This is a genomic window from Sphingomonas sp. BL-S-05, from assembly GCF_055521695.1.
Window position 1 is genome coordinate 873,330 of the sequence record NZ_CM145499.1, and the last position, 20,357, is coordinate 893,686.

The 20,357-nt window shown below is 67.0% G+C and carries 17 protein-coding genes; 10 read left to right on the forward strand and 7 right to left on the reverse strand.

Annotated features, from left to right (window positions below; genetic code table 11):
* Positions 1-45: 45 nt before the first annotated feature.
* Positions 46-939: a poly(ethylene terephthalate) hydrolase family protein gene (locus ACZ1JS_RS03790; RefSeq protein ID WP_465167783.1), complete on the reverse strand. Its 894-nt coding sequence runs from the start codon at positions 937-939 to the stop codon at positions 46-48.
* A gap of 60 nt (positions 940-999) precedes the next feature.
* On the reverse strand, positions 1,000-2,031 hold the full coding sequence (locus ACZ1JS_RS03795; RefSeq protein WP_465167784.1) for a LacI family DNA-binding transcriptional regulator: 1,032 nt from the start codon (positions 2,029-2,031) through the stop codon (positions 1,000-1,002).
* Between the two features lie 183 nt (positions 2,032-2,214).
* Here ACZ1JS_RS03795 and ACZ1JS_RS03800 point away from each other — a divergent pair, with 183 nt between their 5' ends.
* From ACZ1JS_RS03800 to ACZ1JS_RS03835, 8 genes are all read left to right on the forward strand, one after another.
* Positions 2,215-3,456 carry an MFS transporter gene (locus ACZ1JS_RS03800; protein ID WP_465167785.1) on the forward strand — a complete coding sequence of 414 codons (1,242 nt, stop codon included), beginning with the start codon at positions 2,215-2,217 and terminating at the stop codon, positions 3,454-3,456.
* Positions 3,453-5,060, forward strand: coding sequence for a glycoside hydrolase family 43 protein (locus tag ACZ1JS_RS03805; RefSeq protein ID WP_465167786.1), 1,608 nt, complete (start codon positions 3,453-3,455; stop codon positions 5,058-5,060). The genes ACZ1JS_RS03800 and ACZ1JS_RS03805 overlap by 4 nt, the downstream gene beginning before the upstream one ends.
* A gap of 79 nt (positions 5,061-5,139) precedes the next feature.
* On the forward strand, positions 5,140-5,688 hold the full coding sequence (locus ACZ1JS_RS03810; protein WP_465167787.1) for a hypothetical protein: 549 nt from the start codon (positions 5,140-5,142) through the stop codon (positions 5,686-5,688).
* A 72-nt stretch (positions 5,689-5,760) separates the two neighbouring features.
* Positions 5,761-6,372 carry a TetR/AcrR family transcriptional regulator gene (locus tag ACZ1JS_RS03815; protein WP_345876844.1) on the forward strand — a complete coding sequence of 204 codons (612 nt, stop codon included), beginning with the start codon at positions 5,761-5,763 and terminating at the stop codon, positions 6,370-6,372.
* Positions 6,373-6,706: 334 nt separating this feature from the next.
* Complete coding sequence (locus ACZ1JS_RS03820; RefSeq protein WP_465167788.1) at positions 6,707-7,105, forward strand: hypothetical protein; 399 nt, start codon at positions 6,707-6,709, stop codon at positions 7,103-7,105.
* Entirely contained in the window at positions 7,102-8,349 is a 1,248-nt protein-coding gene (locus tag ACZ1JS_RS03825; RefSeq protein WP_465167789.1) for an efflux RND transporter periplasmic adaptor subunit, read from the forward strand. The genes ACZ1JS_RS03820 and ACZ1JS_RS03825 overlap by 4 nt, the downstream gene beginning before the upstream one ends.
* 83 nt (positions 8,350-8,432) lie before the next feature.
* Complete coding sequence (locus tag ACZ1JS_RS03830) at positions 8,433-11,603, forward strand: efflux RND transporter permease subunit (RefSeq protein ID WP_465167790.1); 3,171 nt, start codon at positions 8,433-8,435, stop codon at positions 11,601-11,603.
* A 12-nt stretch (positions 11,604-11,615) separates the two neighbouring features.
* Positions 11,616-13,016: an efflux transporter outer membrane subunit gene (locus tag ACZ1JS_RS03835; protein ID WP_465167791.1), complete on the forward strand. Its 1,401-nt coding sequence runs from the start codon at positions 11,616-11,618 to the stop codon at positions 13,014-13,016.
* Positions 13,017-13,021: 5 nt separating this feature from the next.
* On the opposite strand, the gene ACZ1JS_RS03840 is transcribed toward ACZ1JS_RS03835, so the two are convergent.
* Positions 13,022-14,284, reverse strand: coding sequence for a PQQ-dependent sugar dehydrogenase (locus ACZ1JS_RS03840; protein WP_465168624.1), 1,263 nt, complete (start codon positions 14,282-14,284; stop codon positions 13,022-13,024).
* Between the two features lie 207 nt (positions 14,285-14,491).
* Here ACZ1JS_RS03840 and ACZ1JS_RS03845 point away from each other — a divergent pair, with 207 nt between their 5' ends.
* Both ACZ1JS_RS03845 and ACZ1JS_RS03850 read left to right on the forward strand, forming a co-directional pair.
* A complete protein-coding gene (locus ACZ1JS_RS03845) occupies positions 14,492-16,177 on the forward strand; it encodes a GH39 family glycosyl hydrolase (RefSeq protein WP_465167792.1) in 1,686 nt (561 codons plus the stop codon).
* 89 nt (positions 16,178-16,266) lie between these two features.
* Positions 16,267-17,739, forward strand: coding sequence for a DUF389 domain-containing protein (locus ACZ1JS_RS03850; RefSeq protein WP_465167793.1), 1,473 nt, complete (start codon positions 16,267-16,269; stop codon positions 17,737-17,739).
* A gap of 87 nt (positions 17,740-17,826) precedes the next feature.
* Here ACZ1JS_RS03850 and ACZ1JS_RS03855 read toward each other — a convergent pair whose 3' ends face one another.
* From ACZ1JS_RS03855 to ACZ1JS_RS03870, 4 genes are read right to left on the reverse strand one after another with little or no spacing between them, the layout of a single operon-like run.
* Complete coding sequence (locus tag ACZ1JS_RS03855; protein ID WP_465167794.1) at positions 17,827-18,429, reverse strand: hypothetical protein; 603 nt, start codon at positions 18,427-18,429, stop codon at positions 17,827-17,829.
* On the reverse strand, positions 18,426-19,127 hold the full coding sequence (locus tag ACZ1JS_RS03860) for a HupE/UreJ family protein (RefSeq protein WP_465167795.1): 702 nt from the start codon (positions 19,125-19,127) through the stop codon (positions 18,426-18,428). Before ACZ1JS_RS03860 ends, ACZ1JS_RS03855 begins: the two co-directional genes overlap by 4 nt.
* Positions 19,124-19,492 carry a hypothetical protein gene (locus ACZ1JS_RS03865; RefSeq protein ID WP_465167796.1) on the reverse strand — a complete coding sequence of 123 codons (369 nt, stop codon included), beginning with the start codon at positions 19,490-19,492 and terminating at the stop codon, positions 19,124-19,126. The genes ACZ1JS_RS03860 and ACZ1JS_RS03865 overlap by 4 nt, the downstream gene beginning before the upstream one ends.
* A 19-nt stretch (positions 19,493-19,511) precedes the next feature.
* Positions 19,512-20,246 (reverse strand): DUF4198 domain-containing protein, encoded by a 735-nt coding sequence (locus ACZ1JS_RS03870; RefSeq protein ID WP_465167797.1) that lies wholly within the window; start codon positions 20,244-20,246, stop codon positions 19,512-19,514.
* Between the last annotated feature and the right edge of the window lie 111 nt (positions 20,247-20,357).

Consider the following 20,357-nt stretch of genomic DNA (forward strand, 5'->3'; position numbering starts at 1 on the left):
CCCTCTGCCTTCCGGCAATGTCGAACGCTTCTGCGCCACTGCAATCTAACCGCCCAACTTGCTCTCGATCGTCAGCCGATCGTCCTTGCAGAAGCCGCAGGCGGGGCCGGTGAAGTAACCGGCCGCCTTGCCATCGCCCTTCAGTTTCCAGTCGAGCCATTTGGTGACGACGGTCGCGGCGACGCCGCCATGCGGCTGCATATAGGTGCCGCCATGCCCGACCGGCACGTTGACCAGCGCGGCCGGGATATGATCGATGCGGCGATAATCGTCGGTGCCGTTGCCGTACGCGATGTCGGTGGTGCCGCCCAGCACGTACAACACCGATCCGTGCAGCGTCTTGAGCAGCTTCTTGTCCGACACCACGCCCGCAATCGGGTTGGCACCCTCGGGAAAGAAGCCGCTGTTCATCACGACCGCCGTCGTGACCCGCGGGTCCTGCGCCGCCGACAGCGCCTGTAGCCCGCCGCAGCTAAAGCCCGACACCGCGATGCGGTCGGTCGCGATCCGCCCGGCGAACGGGCTGGCGGCGCGTCCATTCTCGCGCTGTGCCCAGTCGATCGCGTCGGTCAGCGCCTTGGTTTCGGTCGGCGCCGCCATCCGTCCGGCAGGCGCCGGTGCCTTGGCCGCTGTCGGCTTCGGGATCGTGCCCGAAGCGATCACCAGATAGCCGTGCGACGCGATTTCGAGCAGGTGGTTGCGCGAGCTGGTCCCGTCGGCGCTGCACGCGCCATTGCCGAAGACATAGATGGGCAACGCCCCGCGCCGGACCTTGCCTAGATCGGCCGGGCGATAGACGACATGATCGGGCAGGTCGGCGCGTTCCTCGAACAGCGCCGGGTAGGGCCCCGAGCCGTGTTCCTCGCCCGCATCGGCGGTCATCCCCGCCAGTGCCGCTCCGGCCATCACCGCCAGACCCGCCCGCCGAATCGCCCGCATCCGTGCTCCCCTCCCTTGTCGTTGCCGACAGCCTGTCATGGCGGGCGAAGCCGCGCAATGTCAGGCGCCTGGCGGTGCCGTCGACTGACGCTCGATCAGCGCATGATCGAGCACGCGCAGCCGTTCCGCGGCCGGTAACGGCTTGCCGGTCCGCATCTCGCGGATCAGCAGTTGCAACGCCTCTGCGGCAAGCTGCTGCAGAGGCTGGCGGATCGTCGTCAGCGGCGGCCACAGCGTCACCGCCGCCGTACTGTCGTCGAAGCCGGTGACGGTCAGGTCGGCAGGAACGTCCAGATGCCGGCGATGCGCGACCGAGACCACCGCCGCCGCCATGTCGTCGTTGCTGGCGAACACGGCGGTCGGGCGGTCGTCCGCCCCCAGCAACGCCTCGCCCGCAATCAGGCCCGAGGCATAGCTGAAATCGCCCTGGACGATCGTTGCCGTGACCTCGCCCGCCTCGGCGACCGCCGACCGGAATCCGTCGAGCCGGGCGATGCTCGCCTGCTGATCGGGATTGCCGACGACGAAGCCGATCCGGCGATGTCCCATGGCAATCAGATGCCGGGTCATGTCGCGCGCCGCGCCGCGATCGTCGATCCCGACCGAGATCGCGTCCGCCGCGACCGCCCCGACCAGCGCCACCGGCACCGCCGCATCGTGCAGCAACTTCCGCAGCCCCTGCGCCTCACCCAGCGGCGGGGCGAGGATCACGCCGCCGATCCCGGAGGCAAGCAACCGTTTCACCGCCTCGGCGGACGGCGCGCCGCCAGCCTGTCCTTTCAACAGGATCAACTGCGCCGCGCGGTTCGACGCCTCCTCGAACACGCCGGCCAGGAAACCGCCCATGAACGCGGCGCTGGGGTTGGAATAGATCACGCCGATGCGGATCTCCTTCAGCGTTACCAGACTGCGCGCCATCAGGTTCGGCGTATAGTTCAGCTCGCGGATCGCATCGTTGACGATCATACGGGTTGCCTCGCGCACGCCGCTATCGCCGTTGATGACCCGCGACACCGACATCGGCGATACCCCGGCATATTTCGCGACATCGACGATGGTGACGTTGCGACGTCGGCGGGCGGGTTGGGTCAAGCGTCTCTCTATCGTGCAGTGCGCGGGGCGATTGCCGGCTCCGAACATGCCCGGCCCGATGCGCGATCACCCGTCGCGCCATCGTATCGGTGCCGAGCGCCGTCGGGCAAGCGCCGATAACGACTTGCATCCCGCGACCCATAGCGCCTACCACCCGATGGTAACGTTACCGGGAGGGGTAAGTTGGCGCGATTTAAATCGGTGCGCTGGACCATCATTGCGCTGTTCGTCGGGGCGATGGTCATCAACTACCTGACCCGCAGCATCCTCGGCGTCGCGGCACCCGCAATCATGACCGAACAGGGGATCTCGTCGCAGCAATATTCGTGGATCACCGGCGCGTTCCAGTTCGGGATCATGTTCCAGCCGGTGGCCGGCTATCTGCTCGACCTGATCGGACTGAAGGTCGGCTTCACCCTGTTCGTCGCGGTCTGGTCGCTCATCACCATGGGGCATGGGCTGGTGACCGGCTGGTTCGGCTTTGCCGCCCTGCGCGGCGCGCTGGGACTGATCGAGGGGTCGGCACAGCCGGCGGGGATGAAGGTCGTCGCCGAATGGTTTCCCGCGCGCGAACGCGGGGTGGCCGGCGGCATCTATCAGATCGGTGCGTCGTTCGGCGCGGTGCTGGCGCCGGTCCTCGTCGCCTGGGCGGTGTTCAACTATAGCTGGCGGGCGGCCTTCTTCGTCGCCGGCGGCCTCGGCCTGATCTGGGTCGTGGCGTGGCTCGCCTGGTATGCGCCGCCGCGCCGCCACCGCGCGCTGTCGGCCGAGGAACGCGACCTGATCCTCGACGGGCAGGAGCCGGAACTGGCGCAGCAGCGCCGCCGCCCGCCGCTCGGCCAGCTGCTGCGCCGGCGCAATTTGTGGACGATCGCCGCCGCGCGCTTCCTCGCCGATCCGGTCTGGGGGATGCTGTCGCTGTGGATGCCGCTCTATCTGGTACAGGTTCGCCAGTTCGACCTGACCCAGATCGCGATGTTCGCGTGGTTGCCCTTCCTCGCCGCCGATCTCGGCTGCCTGTTCGGGCCGGCGGTGGTCGCGTGGTTGCAGCGGCGCGGCGTCGACCTGATCGACGCGCGCCGCTGGGCGTTCAGCATCGGCGCCTTGCTGATGACCGGCATGATGTTCGTCGGCACGGTCGGCAGCCCGCTCGCCGCCGTCGCGCTGCTGTGCCTCGGCGGCTTTGCGCACCAGACATTGTCGGTCACCGTCATCACCATGACGTCGGACCTGTTCCCGCAGGATCAGGTGGCGACCGCGACCGGCGTGTCGGGGACCGCCGCGAACCTCGGCGTGCTGATCTTCACGCTGGTGCTCGGCTCGCTGGTCGACAGCGTCGGCTATCAGCCCTTCTTCATACTGCTCGGGCTGCTCGATCTGGTCGGTGCGGCGCTGCTCTGGACCCTGATACGAAAGTCCGTATGACCATCGGCAATCCCATCCTGCGCGGGTTCAATCCCGATCCGTCGATCGTTCGCGTCGGCGCGGATTATTACATCGCCACCTCGACCTTCGAATGGTTTCCGGGGGTCCAGATCCATCATTCGCGCGACCTTGCCAACTGGCGGCTGGTGTCGCGGCCGCTCCGCCGTCCGACCCAGCTCGACCTGCGCGGCAATCCCGATTCCTGCGGCGTCTGGGCACCAGACCTGAGTTTCGCCGATGGCCGGTTCCACCTGATCTTCACCGACGTCAAACGCTATGGCCGCACCACCGTCGACGGCGCACGGGGCGCGTCGCTGCGCGATTTCCACAATTACTGGGTCTGGAGCGACCGGATCGACGGCGACTGGTCCGATCCGGTGCATCTCAACAGCAGCGGCTTCGACCCTGCGCTGTTCCATGACGATGACGGGCGCAGCTGGCTGCTCAACATGTTGTGGGACCATCGCCCCGATCGCAAGCGCTTCGCCGGCATCGTCGTGCAGCAGATGGACCTAGCCACCGGCCGGTTGCTGGGTGATCGCCGCACCATCTTCGCCGGAACGCCGCTCGGTTTCACCGAAGGGCCGCATCTTTACAAGCGCGACGGCTGGTATCACCTGCTCGTCGCCGAAGGGGGCACCGAACGCAATCATGCGGTGGTCATGGCCCGCTCGCGCGACCTGTTCGGTCCCTATGAAGTCCATCCCGACGGCCCGGTGCTGACCGCGCGCGGCCGGCCCGACCTGCCGCTGCAACGCGCCGGCCATGGCGACCTGGTTGACACGCCGAACGGGGAGACATGGCTCGCCTATCTGTGCGGTCGTCCGCTACCCGACAGCGACCGCTGCGTGCTGGGTCGCGAGACTGCGATCCAGCCGATGACCTGGGGGCAGGACGGCTGGTTGCGACCCGCATTGCCGCAGGTCGAGGTGCCGGGTCCGGCGACCGCAACCCCCGCGACCGACACGATCGACGCCTTCGACGGCCCGGATCTGCCCGAAGCGTTCCAGTGGCTGCGCACCCCTTACCCCGAGCGGCTGTTCAGCCTGACCGCACGGCCCGGCCATCTCCGCCTGTTCGGGCGCGAGACGATCGGCAGCCATTTCGAACAGGCGCTGGTTGCCCGCCGGCAGCAATCATGGTGCTACACTGCGACGACCGAGGTCGACTTCACTGCCCACGACTTTCAGCAGGCGGCCGGGCTGATCTGCTATTACAACTCGACCAAATATCATTTCCTGCACCTGACCGCCGACGACGCCGGACGGCGCCAGTTGCAGCTGCTGTCGGTCGAACCGATCGGGGAGGGGCGCAGCAGCGCGTCCGCCCCGATCGCCATGCCCGCCGGCCCGATCGAACTGCGTGCCGAGGTCGATCGCGAACGGCTGCGCTTCGCCTGGCGTGCGAAGGGGGCGGGCGACTGGCAATGGCTGGACGGCGTGTTCGACGCCAGCCTCCTGTCCGACGAAGCGACCATCACCGGCTTGCCCAACTTCACCGGCACCTTCGTCGGCATGGCGTGTCAGGACATGTCGGGGCGGGGCACCCCCGCCGATTTCCGGTATTTCGGCTATCGGGAGCACGCACCGCAGCCCGCCGCCTGATCCGGCGCCGCTACCCCTCGTCTTCGTCGCCCTGCTCGCCTACGCTGGCGCGGTTCGTTCATCCGTCGTTCGAGAAGCCGTGGCCCGCAAGCAAGCGCTGAAGGTGTTTCGTACCCCGATCGGGTTTCACGACGCCTATGTCGCCGCCCCAAGCCAGAAGGCGGCGCTGGCGGCATGGGGCAGCAGCGCCGACCTGTTCGCGCGCGGCGTCGCCGAACGGGTGACCGACGAAGCGTTGATGCGCGAACCGCTGGCATCGCCGGGCACGATCGTGCGGCGGCTGCGCGAGGGCGATGCCGACGCTTTTGCCGAAGGTGACACGCCCAAGCGGAAGAAGCCGGCGGGCAGGGCGAAGGCCGAACCACCGGCGAAGCGGCGGCGCCCCGATCCCGGTCCACGCCCGTCGCGCGCCGATCTGGCCGCCGCCGAGGAGGCGCTGGATCAACTTCGGTCGCAGCAGGAACGCGAGGAAGCCGATCTGCGGGAGCGGGAAAAGGCGATCGAACGCGAACGGCGCGACCTCGACCGGTCGCACCAGCGCGATCTTGCCGCGGCGGAAGCGGCGGTGGAACAGGCCCGCCGCGACCATGCGGCCGCACTCGACCGCTGGGTCGCGCGGCAGGAATGATCGGATACGATAGCCGCTTGGACGGTCCGGCCCCCTTGCACAAACGCGCGAATAGAATATGTACCGGACGTTATGGAAAAGACGTCGACTGTAGCCGCCAAGGGTAGACCAAGGGAATTTTGCGTCGACAATGCGTTGGCGGCGGCGCTCGGCGTATTCTGGTCGAAGGGGTATGAGGGCGCTTCGATGAGCGACCTGACCGAGGCGATGGGTATCACCAAGCCCAGCCTCTACGCCGCCTTCGGCAACAAGGAAGCCCTGTTCCACAAGGCGCTCGACCTCTACGAAAACGAAAAGCTCGAATATACCCGCGAAGCGCTCAAGCAGCCGACCGCGCGGGCCGTCGCCGAACATTTCATGCGCGGCGCGATCGATGCGCAGATGAGCAGTTGCGATCCCAAGGGCTGTCTCGGCGTCATCAGCGCGACCGCGTGCGGCGCGGAGGCGGCATCGATCAAGGCCGATGTGATCCAGCGGCGCGCCTCGTCGCAGGCGGCGCTTGTCGAGCGGTTCGAACAGGCGAAGCGCGACGGCGACCTGCCCGATCACGTCGATATTCCGGGCCTTACCAGCTATTTATACGCCATCCTTCAGGGCATGGCGGTGCAGGCCGGGTCGGGTGCGACCCGCGCCGAACTCGAACGCGTCGTCGAAACCAGCCTGATGATGTGGCCAGGCCGGTAGAAATTTCTACCGACCGGTACAAAAGGCGTTGACGAACCGAGTCGCCGTTAATATACCAGTCAGTATAGAAGAGGGCATCGCAACGGTGCTCCGGCTCTCGCAAGGACGCCGCTATGCTCGAACCTGACTGTCGCACGGTCATCGCCCTGTAATTCGGCGGTACGTGCAACCTTCGTAACCTTTGCCGCAGAACGCGCTCCGCCTGCACCTTGATGGTTCTGGCGTAGGCGACCTGCGTCCCCGCACCAGCGCCTTGGCTCCGAAAGGGGGGGCTTTGGCGGTCGCCCCTGCGCGTCCGCTGCTGCGTGCCTCTGCCTGTTTGGGAGGATTTATCATGGCTTATGTCGATTTCTCCGGCGACACGCTGTTCGCCACCCCCGCCGCCGCCGCCCCTGTCGTCGAAGCCGCCGAACCCGTGCCGACCGGCCTTACCGCACTCGAATGGTCGGTCGTGGCGCTTGCCCAGCGCGACCGGATGGCGTCGCTGCGCGAACCCTCCGCGCTGTCGATCGCGCTCGGCCGCGTGTTCGGCACCCGCCGCCGCGACCCCAATCTCGCCGACCCGAAGCTGGAGGCGCTGCGGCGCATGGCGGTGCTCAGTTGGCATCGCGGCTACGCGGTCCCGGTCCATGAACTGGCCGCCTTCTTCGCCGCCGGCTTCAACACCGATCAGTATGAAACGATGCTCGCCAGCATCGGTGCGGCGCAGGCGTCGCGAAAGGTCCGCGCATGAACATGCTCTCCGCCATCCATAAGCCCGACGCGGTCGACGCGCCGGCTGCTCCCCGCCGTTCGCGCTGGCGACGCGCCGGCTGGGTCGCGGTGCCGGTCGTGGCGCTGGGCGCCGCCTGGGGCCTGTTGCAGCAGGACACGCCGGCCGTCGCGGCAATGCCGACTCCGACCGTCGAGGTCGCCGCGCCATTGATCCGCAACGTCACCGAATGGGACGATTTCATCGGCCGGTTCGAAGCGTCGAAATCGGTCGAGGTCCGCCCCCGCGTCTCGGGCGCGATCACCGGCGTGCACTTCACCGACGGGTCGATCGTGCGCAAGGGGCAATTGCTCTTCACCATCGACCCGCGCCCCTTCGCTGCTGCGCTTGCCGAAGCGCGTGCGAGTGTCACGGGTGCGGCAAGTGATCTGGCGCTCGCCCGCGCCAATCTCGACCGCGCCAACCGGCTGGCAACCGAGGATGCGGTATCGAAAAGCGATCTCGACCAGCTCGCTGCCCGCGTCCGCGCGGCGCAATCGGCGCTGGTCGCGGCACAGGCACGGGTGCAGGCGCGCGCGCTCGACATGGAATTCACCCAGGTCCGCGCTCCGATCGCCGGCCGCATCTCCGACCGGCGGATCGACGCCGGGAATCTGGTCGCGGCGGGCGAGCCCAACGGCACGCTGCTGACCACGATCAACGCGCTCGACCCGATCTATTTCGCCTTCGATGCCTCGGAAGGATTGTTCCTGAAATCGAAGCGCGCCGGGGCGGAAGGGGCGGCGGTCGAGGTCCGGTTGCAGGACGAAGCGGCGTATAGCCGCACCGGCCGGCTCGACTTTACCGACAACGGTCTCGACCCACGATCGGGGACGGTGCGGGGGCGGGCGGTGCTCGCCAATCCCGACCTGTTCCTGACGCCCGGCATGTTCGGCAACATGCGCCTCGCCAATGCCGGCACGATGCGCGCGCTGCTGGTCCCCGATGCAGCGATCCAGACCGATCAGGCGCGCAAGACCGTCCTGACCGTCGCCAGCGACGGCACCGTCGCGGCCAAGCCGGTGACGCTCGGCCCGGTCGTCGACGGGCTGCGGATCGTCAAGTCGGGCCTGTCGGACCGCGATCGGATCATCGTCAGCGGCACGCAGTTGGCGATGCCGGGCGCCAAGGTGCAGGTCCGCCCCGCCACCATCACCGCCACCCGCGCCAGTGCCGCCCCCAAAGCGGCGGCGACGATCGGCGAGGCGACCTTCGCCGGCAGTTGACGGCGGCGAACGGGGAAGCCCGTTCGTCCGCTCCTCCAGATTCCAGATCCCTCTGACCACGCCCGTCGGGCGAGGAGGCACCCATGCGCCTGTCGCGCTTCTTCATCACGCGTCCAATCTTTGCCGGCGTCATCGCGGTCGTCATCACGATCGTCGGCGGCCTCGCCTATTTCGGGCTGCCCGTATCGCAATATCCCAACATTGTGCCGCCGACGGTCACCGTCGCCGCGACCTATCCGGGGGCAGCGGCGGAGACGGTCGCCGAAACCGTTGCCGCCCCGATCGAGCAGGAGATCAACGGCGTCGACGGGATGCTGTACCAATCGTCGCAATCGACCGGCGACGGGCGGGTGACGATCACCGTCACCTTCAAGCCCGGCACCGACCTCGACGCCGCGCAGGTGCTGGTCCAGAACCGCGTCGCGATCGCGACCCCGCGCCTGCCGCAGGAGGTGCAGCGCCTCGGCATCGTCACCAAGAAGACGACCCCGGACTTTCTGATGGTCGTCAATCTGGTGTCGCCCGACCGCTCGCTCGACACGCAATATCTCTCCAACTACGCGCTGACGCAGGTCAAGGACCGGCTCGCCCGGATCGAGGGGGTGGGCGACGTCCAGCTCTTCGGCGCCCGCGACTATGCGATGCGGGTGTGGATCGATCCGGGCCGCGCCGCCGCGCTGAACCTGACCGCGGGCGATATCGTACAGGCACTGCGGGCGCAGAACGTACAGGTTGCCGCCGGCACGCTCGGCCAGCCACCCTATAATCAGGGCAATGCCTTTCAGCTGAACGTCGAGACGCAGGGTCGCCTGACCGAACCGCAGCAATTCGCCGATGTCGTGATCCGCACCGACGCCGATGGCCGGCAGGTCCGGGTGCGCGACGTGGCGCGCGTCGAACTGGGCGCGGCCGATTATTCGACCAACACCTATCTGTCGGGCGAACCGACCGTGCTGCTGGGCGTCTTCCAACGCCCCGGATCGAACGCGCTGGCCGCGGCGGAAGCGATCACCGCCGAGATGGACACGCTGCAAAAGACCTTCCCCAAGGGGCTGGAATATCGCGTCATCTATAACCCGACCGAATTCATCGCCCAGTCGATTGACGAAGTGATGAAGACGCTGGGCGAGGCGATCGTACTGGTCGTGCTGGTCATCATCGTGTTCCTGCAACGCTGGCGCGCGGCGATCATCCCGGTCGTGGCGATCCCGGTATCGCTGATCGGCACCTTCGCGGTGCTCCTGCTGGTCGGCTATTCGCTGAACAACCTGTCGCTGTTCGGGCTGGTGCTCGCGATCGGCATCGTCGTCGACGACGCGATCGTGGTGGTCGAGAATGTCGAACGCAATCTCGCGCGCGGGATGACACCGTTGCAGGCCGCCTTCACCTCGATGGACGAGGTGGCGGGCGCGCTGGTCGCAATCGTCGCGGTGCTATGCGCGGTGTTCATCCCGACGCTGTTCATGAACGGCATCTCGGGCGCCTTCTATCAGCAGTTCGCCGCGACCATTTCGACCGCGACGATCATCTCGCTGATCGTGTCGCTGACCCTGTCCCCGGCGCTCGCCGCACTGCTGCTGAAGGGGCATGCCGAGGACGCACCGGTAAATTCGCGCTTCATGCGGACGCTGCGGCGTGCGGGCGACGGCTTCAATCGCGGGTTCGAGGCGATGAGCGAACGATATAGCCGCATGACGCACGCGCTGGTTACCCGGCCGAAGCGGGTGATGGTCGCTTATGCCGGATTGATCGCGGCGACCGTCGCGATGCTGTGGACGACGCCGACCGGCTTCATCCCGCAACAGGATCAAGGATATTTCCTGACGGTCATCCAGCTGCCCTCCGGCTCTTCGGTCGAACGCACCGATGCGGTGATGCGCAAGGTCGCCAGCCGCATCCTGCCGCTCGACGGGGTGAAGGGCGCGGTGATGCTCGCCGGTTTCGACGGCCCGTCGCAGACGCTCGCCCCCAATGCCGCCGCCGCCTATATTCCGCTCAAGGACTTCAAGGACCGCAAGGGCCTGCACGTCAGCCAGATCATGGCCGAGGCGCAGAAGGCGACCGCCGACATCACCGGGGCCCGGCTGATGATCGTGCCCCCGCCGGTCATCCAAGGTATCGGCGCTGCCGGCGGGTTCCGCATGATGGTGCAGGACAAGGGCGGTCATGGCTATCAGGCGTTGGGCAAGGAAGCCTATGCCCTGATCGCCAAGGCCAATCAGGCACCTGGCCTCGCCGGCGCCTATACCTTCTTCGACACGGCGACGCCGCGTGTCTTCGCCGATATCGACCGGGCGAAGTCCGACCTGCTCGGCGTGCCGCCGGAACGGGTGTTCGAGGCGCTGAACGTCTATCTGGGTTCGGCCTTCGTCAATGATTTTAACCTGCTCGGCCGCACCTATCGCGTGACGGCGCAGGCCGACGCACCGTTCCGCGCGACCGAAAGCGATATCGCCAATCTCAAGACGCGCTCAAATGCCGGCGGTATGGTGCCGATCGGATCGCTGGCGACGTTTAAGGACAAGACCGGGCCTTACCGCGTCGTACGCTACAACATGTTCCCGGCGGTCGAGCTCGACGGCAACACCGCGCCAGGTTTCTCCTCGGGCCAGTCGCTGCTGACGATGGAGAAGCTGGCGGATGAGACGCTGCCCGCCGGCTACAGCACCGAATGGACCGATATCGCGTTTCAGCAGCAGCTGGCCGGCAATACCGCCGCGATCGTCTTCGCGCTCGCCGTGGTGTTCGTCTTCCTAGTGCTGGCAGCGCAATATGAAAGCCTCGTGCTGCCGCTGTCGATCATCATGATCGTGCCGATGTGCCTGTTGGCGGCGATGATCGGCGTCAATCTGCGCGGCATGGACAATAACGTCCTGACCCAGATCGGTCTGGTCGTCCTGATCGCACTCGCGGCCAAGAACGCGATCCTCGTCGTCGAATTCGCACGACAGGCGGAGTCGGAGGACGGGCTGTCGCCGATCGAGGCGGCGGTGCGCGCGGCGGGCGACCGGTTGCGCCCGATCCTGATGACCAGCTTCGCCTTCGTGCTGGGCGCGGTGCCGCTGCTGGTGGCGACCGGGGCAGGGGCGGAGTTGCGGCAGGCGCTGGGAACCGCGGTGTTCTTCGGCATGCTCGGCGTCACCGGCTTCGGGCTGGTCTTCACGCCCACCTTCTACGTCGTTTGCCGCGCGCTGGGCGATCGGTTGCGGTTCCGCCGGCCGCAGCCTGACGCAACGCTCCAGCCCGCCGAATAAGGGAGCCAGATCATGGTCCGCATTCTCCTCGCCTCCGCCGCCACGCTGGCGCTCGCCGCCTGCACGGTCGGTCCCGACTATCGCGCGCCGGTCATGCCATCCGCCGCCGCCGGGCCGTTCGTCGCCGCCGGCCCGGCAGTGACCACGACCGCGGCAGCCGACGATCGCTGGTGGCAACTCTATCGCGACCCGGTGCTCGACGGGCTGATCGCCGACGCGTTGGCCGCCAATACCGATATCCGCGTCGCCGTCGCGCGCCTCGCCGCCGCCCGGGCATCGCTGCGCGAGGTGCGCGGCGACCGCCAGCCGCAGGGCACGGCGGGTGCCAGCGCGACCTATGGCCGGCTGTCGGCGATCCAGCGGCCTCCCGGTCTCGACCGCGAAAACTGGACCGTCGATACCGGTCTCGACGTCGCCTATGAGGTCGACCTGTTCGGGCGCATCGGTCGTACTGTCGAGGCGGCGCGTGGCGAGGTCGGTGCGGCTGAGGCCGATGCCGACAGCGTTCGCGTCGCGGTCGTCGCCGATACCACCCGCGCCTATGCCGATGCCGCCGCTGCCGCCGAACGGCTGGCGGTGGCGGAACGCATCGTCGCGCTCATCGACCGGTCACTCAAGGTAACGCAGGGGCGGGCGCGGGTCGGACTGACCACCGGACTCGACACCGCGCGCATCGCCGCGCTGCGCAATCAGCGACAGGCGGATATCCCCGCCATCGCTGCCGAGCGGCAGGCGGCGCTGTTCCGTCTCGCCACACTGACCGGGCGGACCCCGGCGGAGCTTCCCGCAATCGCGGCGGAACGCAGCGCCACGCTTCGCCTTTCGCAACCGATCCCGGTCGGCGATGGCGCGGCGCTGCTGGCACGGCGACCCGACGTCCGCGCCGCCGAACGCCGCCTGGCGGCGGCAACCGCGCGGATCGGGGTGGCGACCGCCGATCTCTATCCGCGCATCAGCCTCGGCGGATCGATCGGGTCGACGGGTACCGGCCTTGGCAATGTGTTCGGCGCGGGGCCGCTCAACTGGCTGCTCGGTCCGCTACTCAGCTGGAACGTCAATCCGGCCAAGGCGCGCGCGCGGATCGCCGGGGCGGAGGCGAACAGCCAAGCGGCCCTCGCGACCTTCGATGGCGTCGTCCTGACTGCGCTGAACGAGACCGAGACGGCCCTGTCGAACTATGCCCGCGCGCTCGACCGCCGCACCGCACTACAGGCGGCGCGCGATCAGGCGGCGGTGGCCGCGCGCATCACCCGCGCCCAGCAACGCGAGGGACAGATCGACAGCCTCGCCCAACTCGATGCCGAACGCACCTTCGCCGATACCGAAGCGGCACTGGCGCTGGCCGATGCGCAGATCGCCGATGCGCAGATCGACCTGTTCCGCAGCCTCGGCGGCAGCTGGACCAGTAGTTGACGGAATCAACCCGCGCGCGGCGAGGTGAGCCTTAGCAGCCGCCCGTCGCTGCCGTCCTCCAGCAGCCACAGCGCGCCGTCCGGCCCGGCCATGACCGCCCGAATGCGCGCGCCCATGTCCCAGCGTTCCGCCTCGCGCGCGGTCGTGCCGTCGAACGCGATCCGCACCAGCGCCGTTGCGGCCAGTCCGCCGACGAATGCCGAGCCGCGCCAGTCAGGAAACATGTTGCCATTATAGAAGGCCAGGCCCGCCGGCGCGATCACCGGCGTCCAGTAGAGCGCCGGCTCGCGGTATTTCGCGTTCCCGGCGGGCGATGCGATCGGCGTGTCGTCGTAATTCTTGCCATAGGACACGACCGGCCAGCCATAATTGCCGCCCGCTTCGATCAGGTTCAGCTCGTCGCCGCCCTGCGGTCCCATCTCGGTTTCCCACAACCGCCCCTGCGCATCGAAGGCAAGGCCATAGGGATTGCGATGCCCGGTCGACCAGGTTTCGGCCGGCGTCAGATTGGGTGCCGGCATCTCCGCCTTGCGCACCGCCGCCTTCGCTGCCGCGCCGGTATTTTCGGGCGGATCGATGATGCCGATCATGGTCGCGCCGGTCTTGCCCGCCTGCGGATTGCCGGGGGCGGGCTTGCCGTCAAGCGTCAGGCGCAGGATCTTGCCCAGCGCCTGATCGGGGTCCTGCGCCGGCGTGAAGCGCTGCCGCTCGCCCGACGTCAGGAACAGGTAGCGGCCGTCGGGCGAGAAGGCGATATAGCCGCCGAACTGCCCGCCCGCACCGCGCGGCAATTGCCGCCACAGCACCTGCACGTCGCGCAGCGCCGGCTGCGAACCGTTGAGGTCGAGGGTCCCGCGCGCAAGCGCCAGCCCGTCGCCCCCTTCGCCCGGTTCGGAATAGGTCAGGTAGACGTGCCGGGTCTGCGCGAAATTGGGGGAGGTCGCGACGAACAGCAGCCCGCCTTGCCCCTCGAAATGCACCTTCGGTACGCCGGTCACCGGCGTCTTGGTGCCCGACGCGGTCACCAGCCACAGCCCGCCGGGCTTTTCAGTGACGAGCATCCGCTGGTCGGGCAGGAACGCTAGCGCCCATGGATTGTCGAACGTCGCGACGGTCGTAGTCTTGAACGGCTTGGTCTTGGCCGGGGTTGCCGACCCGTAATTGACGGGCGATGCCGCGTCCGGAGCGGTCGCGTTCTGCGTCGGTTGAGACGCGCCGCAACCGGGCAGCAGCAGCATGGTACCGAGGCACAGCAGGGGAAATCGCAGCACAGATCGCCTTTCGGACAGGGTAGCAGCGCAAGACCGCGCAGACCAGAAGGGCGTCACCAACCCTTCAATGTCAACGGCCTACGTCATGATGCCGATGATCGGCTTGCCGACACGTGTCATTTGTAGGAGTAGTTAGCGGGTTCGGCAAGAAGCGCTCGTTAGAGGTCGCGGGGATCGGGCGATGACAGGATACAGGAGAGGCGCATGATCCGTTTACCCCAATTGGCGGCGCTGGCTGCGTTGTTGTCCGGAACGACTGCGATGGCGCAGACGGCGCCAGCCGCCAGCACCGCACCGGCGGCGGCGCGCGAGGTGTCGGTCATGGTCGATGCACGCAGGTCGCTGGGACCGTTGCCGCCGGCCTGGCGCTTCTTCGGCGCCGACGAACCCAATTACGCGACTATGAAGGACGGGCGGAAGCTGTTGGTCGAACTGGGCGAACTGAAACCGGGCGAAGTGTTCTTCCGCGCGCACAATCTGCTCAGCAGCGGCGACGGCACGGCGGCGTTCAAATGGGGCAGCACCAATGCCTATACCGAGGGACCGGACGGCAAGCCGGTCTATGACTGGACGATCGTCGACAATATCATCGATACCTACCTCGCCCGCGGCGTCCGCCCGTATCTGCAGATCGGCTTCATGCCCGAAGCATTGTCGACCGCGCCCAAGGGCACGCCGTATCAGCATAGCTGGCGACCGGGCTTCGATTACCGGCTGATCGCCACCGGCTGGACCTATCCGCCGAGCAGTTACGAGAAATGGGCCGAACTGGTCTATCAATGGACCCGGCACAATGTCGAACGCTATGGCGTGGACGAGGTGAACCGCTGGTATTTCGAAGTCTGGAACGAGCCGGATTCGAAATTCTACTGGCAGGCGTCGCCAGAGGATTTCAACAAGCTGCACGACTTCGCGATCGACGCAGTGCGCCGCGCGCTGCCGACCGCGAAGGTCGGCGGTCCCGATGTCGCCGTGGCCGGAGAGTTCATGGAAGGCTTTATGCGCCATGTCGCTTCGGGCCGGAATTACGCGACCGGCCGGACCGGTACCCCGACCGACTTCCTGTCCTTCCATGCCAAGGGGGCGCCGAGCTTCGTCAATGGTCATGTCCGCATGGGGCTGTCGACGCATCTGCGCAATGTCGACCGCGGGTTCACCTTGGTCGCCGGCTTCCCCGCGCTCGCCGCCAAGCCGATCGTGATCGGAGAAAGCGACCCCGAGGGTTGCGCCGCCTGTCCGGGACCGCAAAACGCCTATCGCAACGGTACGATGTATTCGAGCTACACCGCTGCCAGCTTCGCGCGAATCTGGGACCTGGCGGCACGGCGGAAGGTCAATCTCGACGGCATCCTGTCCTGGTCGTTCGAGTTCGAGGACCAGCCTTGGTTCGCCGGCTATCGCCAGTTGTCGACCAATGGCGTCGACCTGCCGGTGCTCAACGTCTTCCGTATGTTCGCGAAACTGGGTCCCGAACGCATCGCCGCGACCAGCAGCGCGCAGGTGCCGCTCGACGCGGTCGTGCGGGACGGGGTGCGCGGCGACGCCGATATCGGGGCGCTCGCGACCCGGACATCCAACGGGCGGATCGCGGTGCTGTTGTGGCATTACCACGATGACGATGTCCCCGGGCCGGTCGCGCGGGTGAAGCTCGACATCGCCGGGGCGAAGGCGAGGTCGGGCAAGCTGTGGCGCGTCGATCGCGACCACGCCAACGCCTTCACTGCATGGCAGCGTATGGGATCGCCGCAATCGCCGAACGAGAAGCAATATGCCGAGCTGGAGGCGGCATCGGCAATGCGGCAGGAGACGGTCACCGCCACCAGCGGCCGGTCCTTCGTCATTGATCTGCCGCGGCAGGGGGTCGCGCTGCTCACGCTCGACGGGCGCTGACGCGACAGTCTCGCCAAACCCGGTCGTGCGACGTTATGTCGCATCGCACGTTGGGCGTGTCGGAAGGAACGGGCGGGAGCGAGAATGGAATGACGACAACGACGGCAGACGGCCGGACTAAGGCACGCCGCTGGTGGTCGATGTGGGTGGTCGGAGGGGTCGATCATGACGCGGTTCTGCGTCAGATCGCCGAGGATTCAGGATGGTCGGGGCGCTATGCGTTCCTGATTGTCGTTTCGGCGGCGATCTCGCTGCTGGGGCTGTTGATGCCGTCGGTCGCGGTGCTGATCGGGGCGATGTTGCTGTCGCCGCTGATGATGCCGATCATCGGGCTGGGGTTCGGGATCGCGACGCTCGACACGCGCGAGATCCGGCGCGCGGCGATTGCCTTGATCGCAGGCGCGGCGATCGCGGTGGCGCTGTCGGTGGTGCTGGTCAGCCTGTCGCCGATCCAGACGATCACCAGCGAAATTGCCGGCCGCACCCGCCCGACGCTGTTCGACCTGCTCGTCGCGCTGCTGTCGGCGGTCGCCGGTGCCTATGCGCTGATCCGCGGGCGGGGCGGCACGGTGGTCGGTGTCGCCATCGCCATCGCGCTGATGCCGCCGCTGGCGGTGGTCGGCTTCGGTATTGCCACGCTGAACTGGACCGTGTTTTCGGGATCGCTGCTGCTGTTCCTGACCAACGCGATCACCATCGCGCTGACCGCCGCACTGGTTGCGCGCGTCTATGGCTTTGGCAGCCATTTGTCGCCGCAGCATACCGGATGGCAGCTGATGCTGTTCGTCGTGGCGCTCGGGGTGCTGTCGGTACCGCTCGGCACCGGTCTGCGCCAGATCGCGTTCGAGGCGGTCGCGCAGCGACAGGTGCGCGATACGATCCGCGACCGCTTTCCCGACGCTTCGCGGCTGGGACAACTCGATATCGACTATGCCGCGACGCCGATCCGCGTCCGCGCAGTCGTGCTGACTCCGAAGCTCGATCCGCAAGCGGACCGCGTCCTCGCTGCCGATCTGCAAAATCGGCTCGGTCGCCGGATCGACCTGCATGTCGACCAGCTACGCGTTGACCCCGCTGCCGGTGGTGTCGAGGCGGCGCAGATCGCACGTGCCGCAGTCGCGACGCCCGATCCCGACCAGGAACAGCGGCGCGCACTCGCCGACCTCGCGCTCATCGCCGGAAGCGAGGCCGCGCCGGCACAGGCCGACCCGACGACCCGGACGTTGCAGGCCACCGCCGCGCCGCTGCCGGGGCTAGGCATGGTGGGGTACCGGGCGCTGGAGGTCCGTGCGCAACGCGCGCTGAACGCATGGCAGGTCCGGCTCGCCCCGCCTGCCGATGCACCGTTGCCGGTCGTCGCCATCGACGCGGGGGTGATCGACAGCGGCGCGCTCGACGCCGCGGCGTGGGGATCGGCGCGGCTAAGGCGTCAGATATCGATCGACGGTGGTACCGCCAGCCAGCGCCGGGCGGTCGCGGAAGGGATCGTCGCCCGGGGCGGCACGGCGGTCGCCGGCAGCGCCGGAGGCGCGCTTCGCCTCGACTGGGTGGCGACGACCTGACCGGTCGCCACCCGTTTGCGGTGGCCGACGACGTCGACGCGCTGGCGGAACGGCATGCTCCGCCAGCGCGCCGTCATGGGCCGAAGCCTAGTTCCGCACGAAAACGCTTTCGTAGAAGCCGTCGAGCCTGACGGTAACCGTGATCGGTTTGTCCTCGCGGTTCTTCCAGTACCAGCCATGCGTGCCCGCAAAGGGCGCGGTGAAGCTGCCCTGGGAGGATGCGATGTCCTTCTGCTTCCAGTAATCAGTGAACTCGTCCTCCTTGCCGCCGACGGGTTCGCCATGCATGTCGGCACGGACGGGACCGGTCGACGTCCAGCGGAAGTTGAAGCTGTCCCCGGCCTTCATCCGTGCCTTCACCTCGATCCCCTTGCCGGGTTCGAGGGTCACCGTCTTCTCATCGGTTCGGAACGGCGTGGCGCGTGCGATGTTCGCCTGCGTCTGGGCAGGGACGGCAATCGCCGGGGCGGATGCAGCCGCCGGCGAAACGGGTGCGTCTTCCGCCGCATCGTCGCCCGTCGCCATCCGGGTCAGTCCCAACGCCTTTCCTGAACCGGTGGGATCGATGGCATATTCCGCCGGAAGGACGAACAGCACGAGGATGGCGGCGCCCGCCGCCAGCGCGGCGAGGGAAGCACGCCCCAGGGTTCGTGGCGACGCCTGATACGGCGTAGTGGTGGCGGCAGTCATGCGACCTTCTCCGTCATGAAACCGGCAAGCTGATAGCCGGTAAGGACAATCCCCGCGCACATCAGCACGGCGTTGGCGACGACGACGCTCCGCGTGAAGCTTGGCGAACGTCGCCATAGCGTCATCAGGATCAGGATGATGCTGAGTGCCAGGAACTGCCCCATTTCCACCCCGATGTTGAAGCTCAGCAGGTTGGGGATCAGCCCATCCCGCGACGCGATCAGATCCTGCAGCTTGGTCGCCAGGCCAAAGCCGTGGAAGAAGCCGAAGATCAGCACCGCGGCCTTCTGGTTGGGCTGAAACCCGGTCAGCGTCGGAAAGGCACCCAGATTGTCCAGCGCCTTGTAGACGACCGACAGCCCGATGATCGCATCGACCAGAAACGGGTTGGCGTGAATGTTGAAGAACACGCCCGCCATCAGCGTCGTGCTGTGCCCGATCGCGAACAGAGTGACATAGGTGCCGACGTCCTTCAGCCGATAGAGGAAGAAGATGACGCCGAACAGGAACAGCAGGTGATCGTAACCGGTCACCATGTGTTTCGCCCCCAGATACATATAGGGCACGATGTTGATGCCCGGATTGTTCTGGATGAACGCCTTGTCCCCCTCGGCGACACCATGCGCCGCGGCGACCCCATGCAGGCCGAGCGCCAGTGCCGCGCCGAGCAGCGGCCACGCGCGACGCAGCCCCCTCATTTGACGGCGAAGGTCGCGGTCTGCCGCGCCTGCGTCTTTCGATCGATCAGCAGGACGCCGACCTTCGATCCGGCGGGAATCTTGGCGCCCTTGGCGACGAACTGGTTGTTGGCAGCCGGCGTCAGCATGACCTCGCTGCGTTGTGCTCCGGTGGTGACGAACAGCTTGCCCATCATGCCGGCGGCGGGAACCTCGTCGCCATCCTCCATGACATAGAGCGACACGCCGGCGGGCGCGCGGACCAGTTCGAACACGGTTTCGCCGACTTCGACGACCTGTCCGCCATGCCGCGGCTTGTCGTCGCCATGGGCGAGGGCGGGTGTGGCGATCAGTGCGAGTGCGATCGACAGGGTCTTGATCTTCATGGGTGATCTCCTCGAACGACTATTTCTCGGGTGCGTGCGGCAGCGTGAACGACAGCGTCGCGGTATGCTCGTAATGATCGATCTTGGTCGGCTGATCGGTCGGCGAGACATAGACGGCGCGCAGCACGTTCAACCCCTGATTGCGGACCGGGAAGGTGACCGTACCGTCGGCCTTCGTCGCGATTTCCGCCGCGTCGGGATCGTTCACCATGTCGTTGATGACCGTCGCGCCGGACACGGGCTTGCCCTTGAAATAGACCTTGTAGGTCATCGGCATGCCGAGCTTCGCCGGCAGCGCGCCGACCGGTACGATCTGCAGCAATTGCGACGGGATCAGCGGGACCGGCTTGGTCAGCGTGCCCTGGATGGTGGTCGCGTATTTGATCGTGGTTTCGCTCTTGACCGAATTCGGGACCTCGTCCTTCGGCTTCTTGACGAACTCGCCATCCGGCAGCTTCGACCAGGTGCCGTTCTGGAGCACCGCGCTGACCAGTGCGGGCGGGGCGTCGGTATCGACGACGACCAGCGACCCGTTGGTGCGCAGTTGCGCGCCGATCGGGTTCAGGTCCGCATCCCAAGCCTGCACATTCTCCATGTTGGGTTGGCGCTTCACGGCTTCTAGGTCGTCGGCACCGATGCCGTAGATGATTGCGATCTGCTTGGCGCGCTGCGCAAACCAAATGCCATGGGCGCCCGCCAATGTAGGCGCGAGGATGCCAGCCGAAACGGCTGCGGTGGACAATAACATTTTCATCTTTGTCACGTTATTCCCCTTTATTGCTCGGGATCGATGCTAATATGACTTTGCCGTATCAAATGACCTTATCGATCCGGGATCCGGCATAAACTGCCAAAACAATTCCGT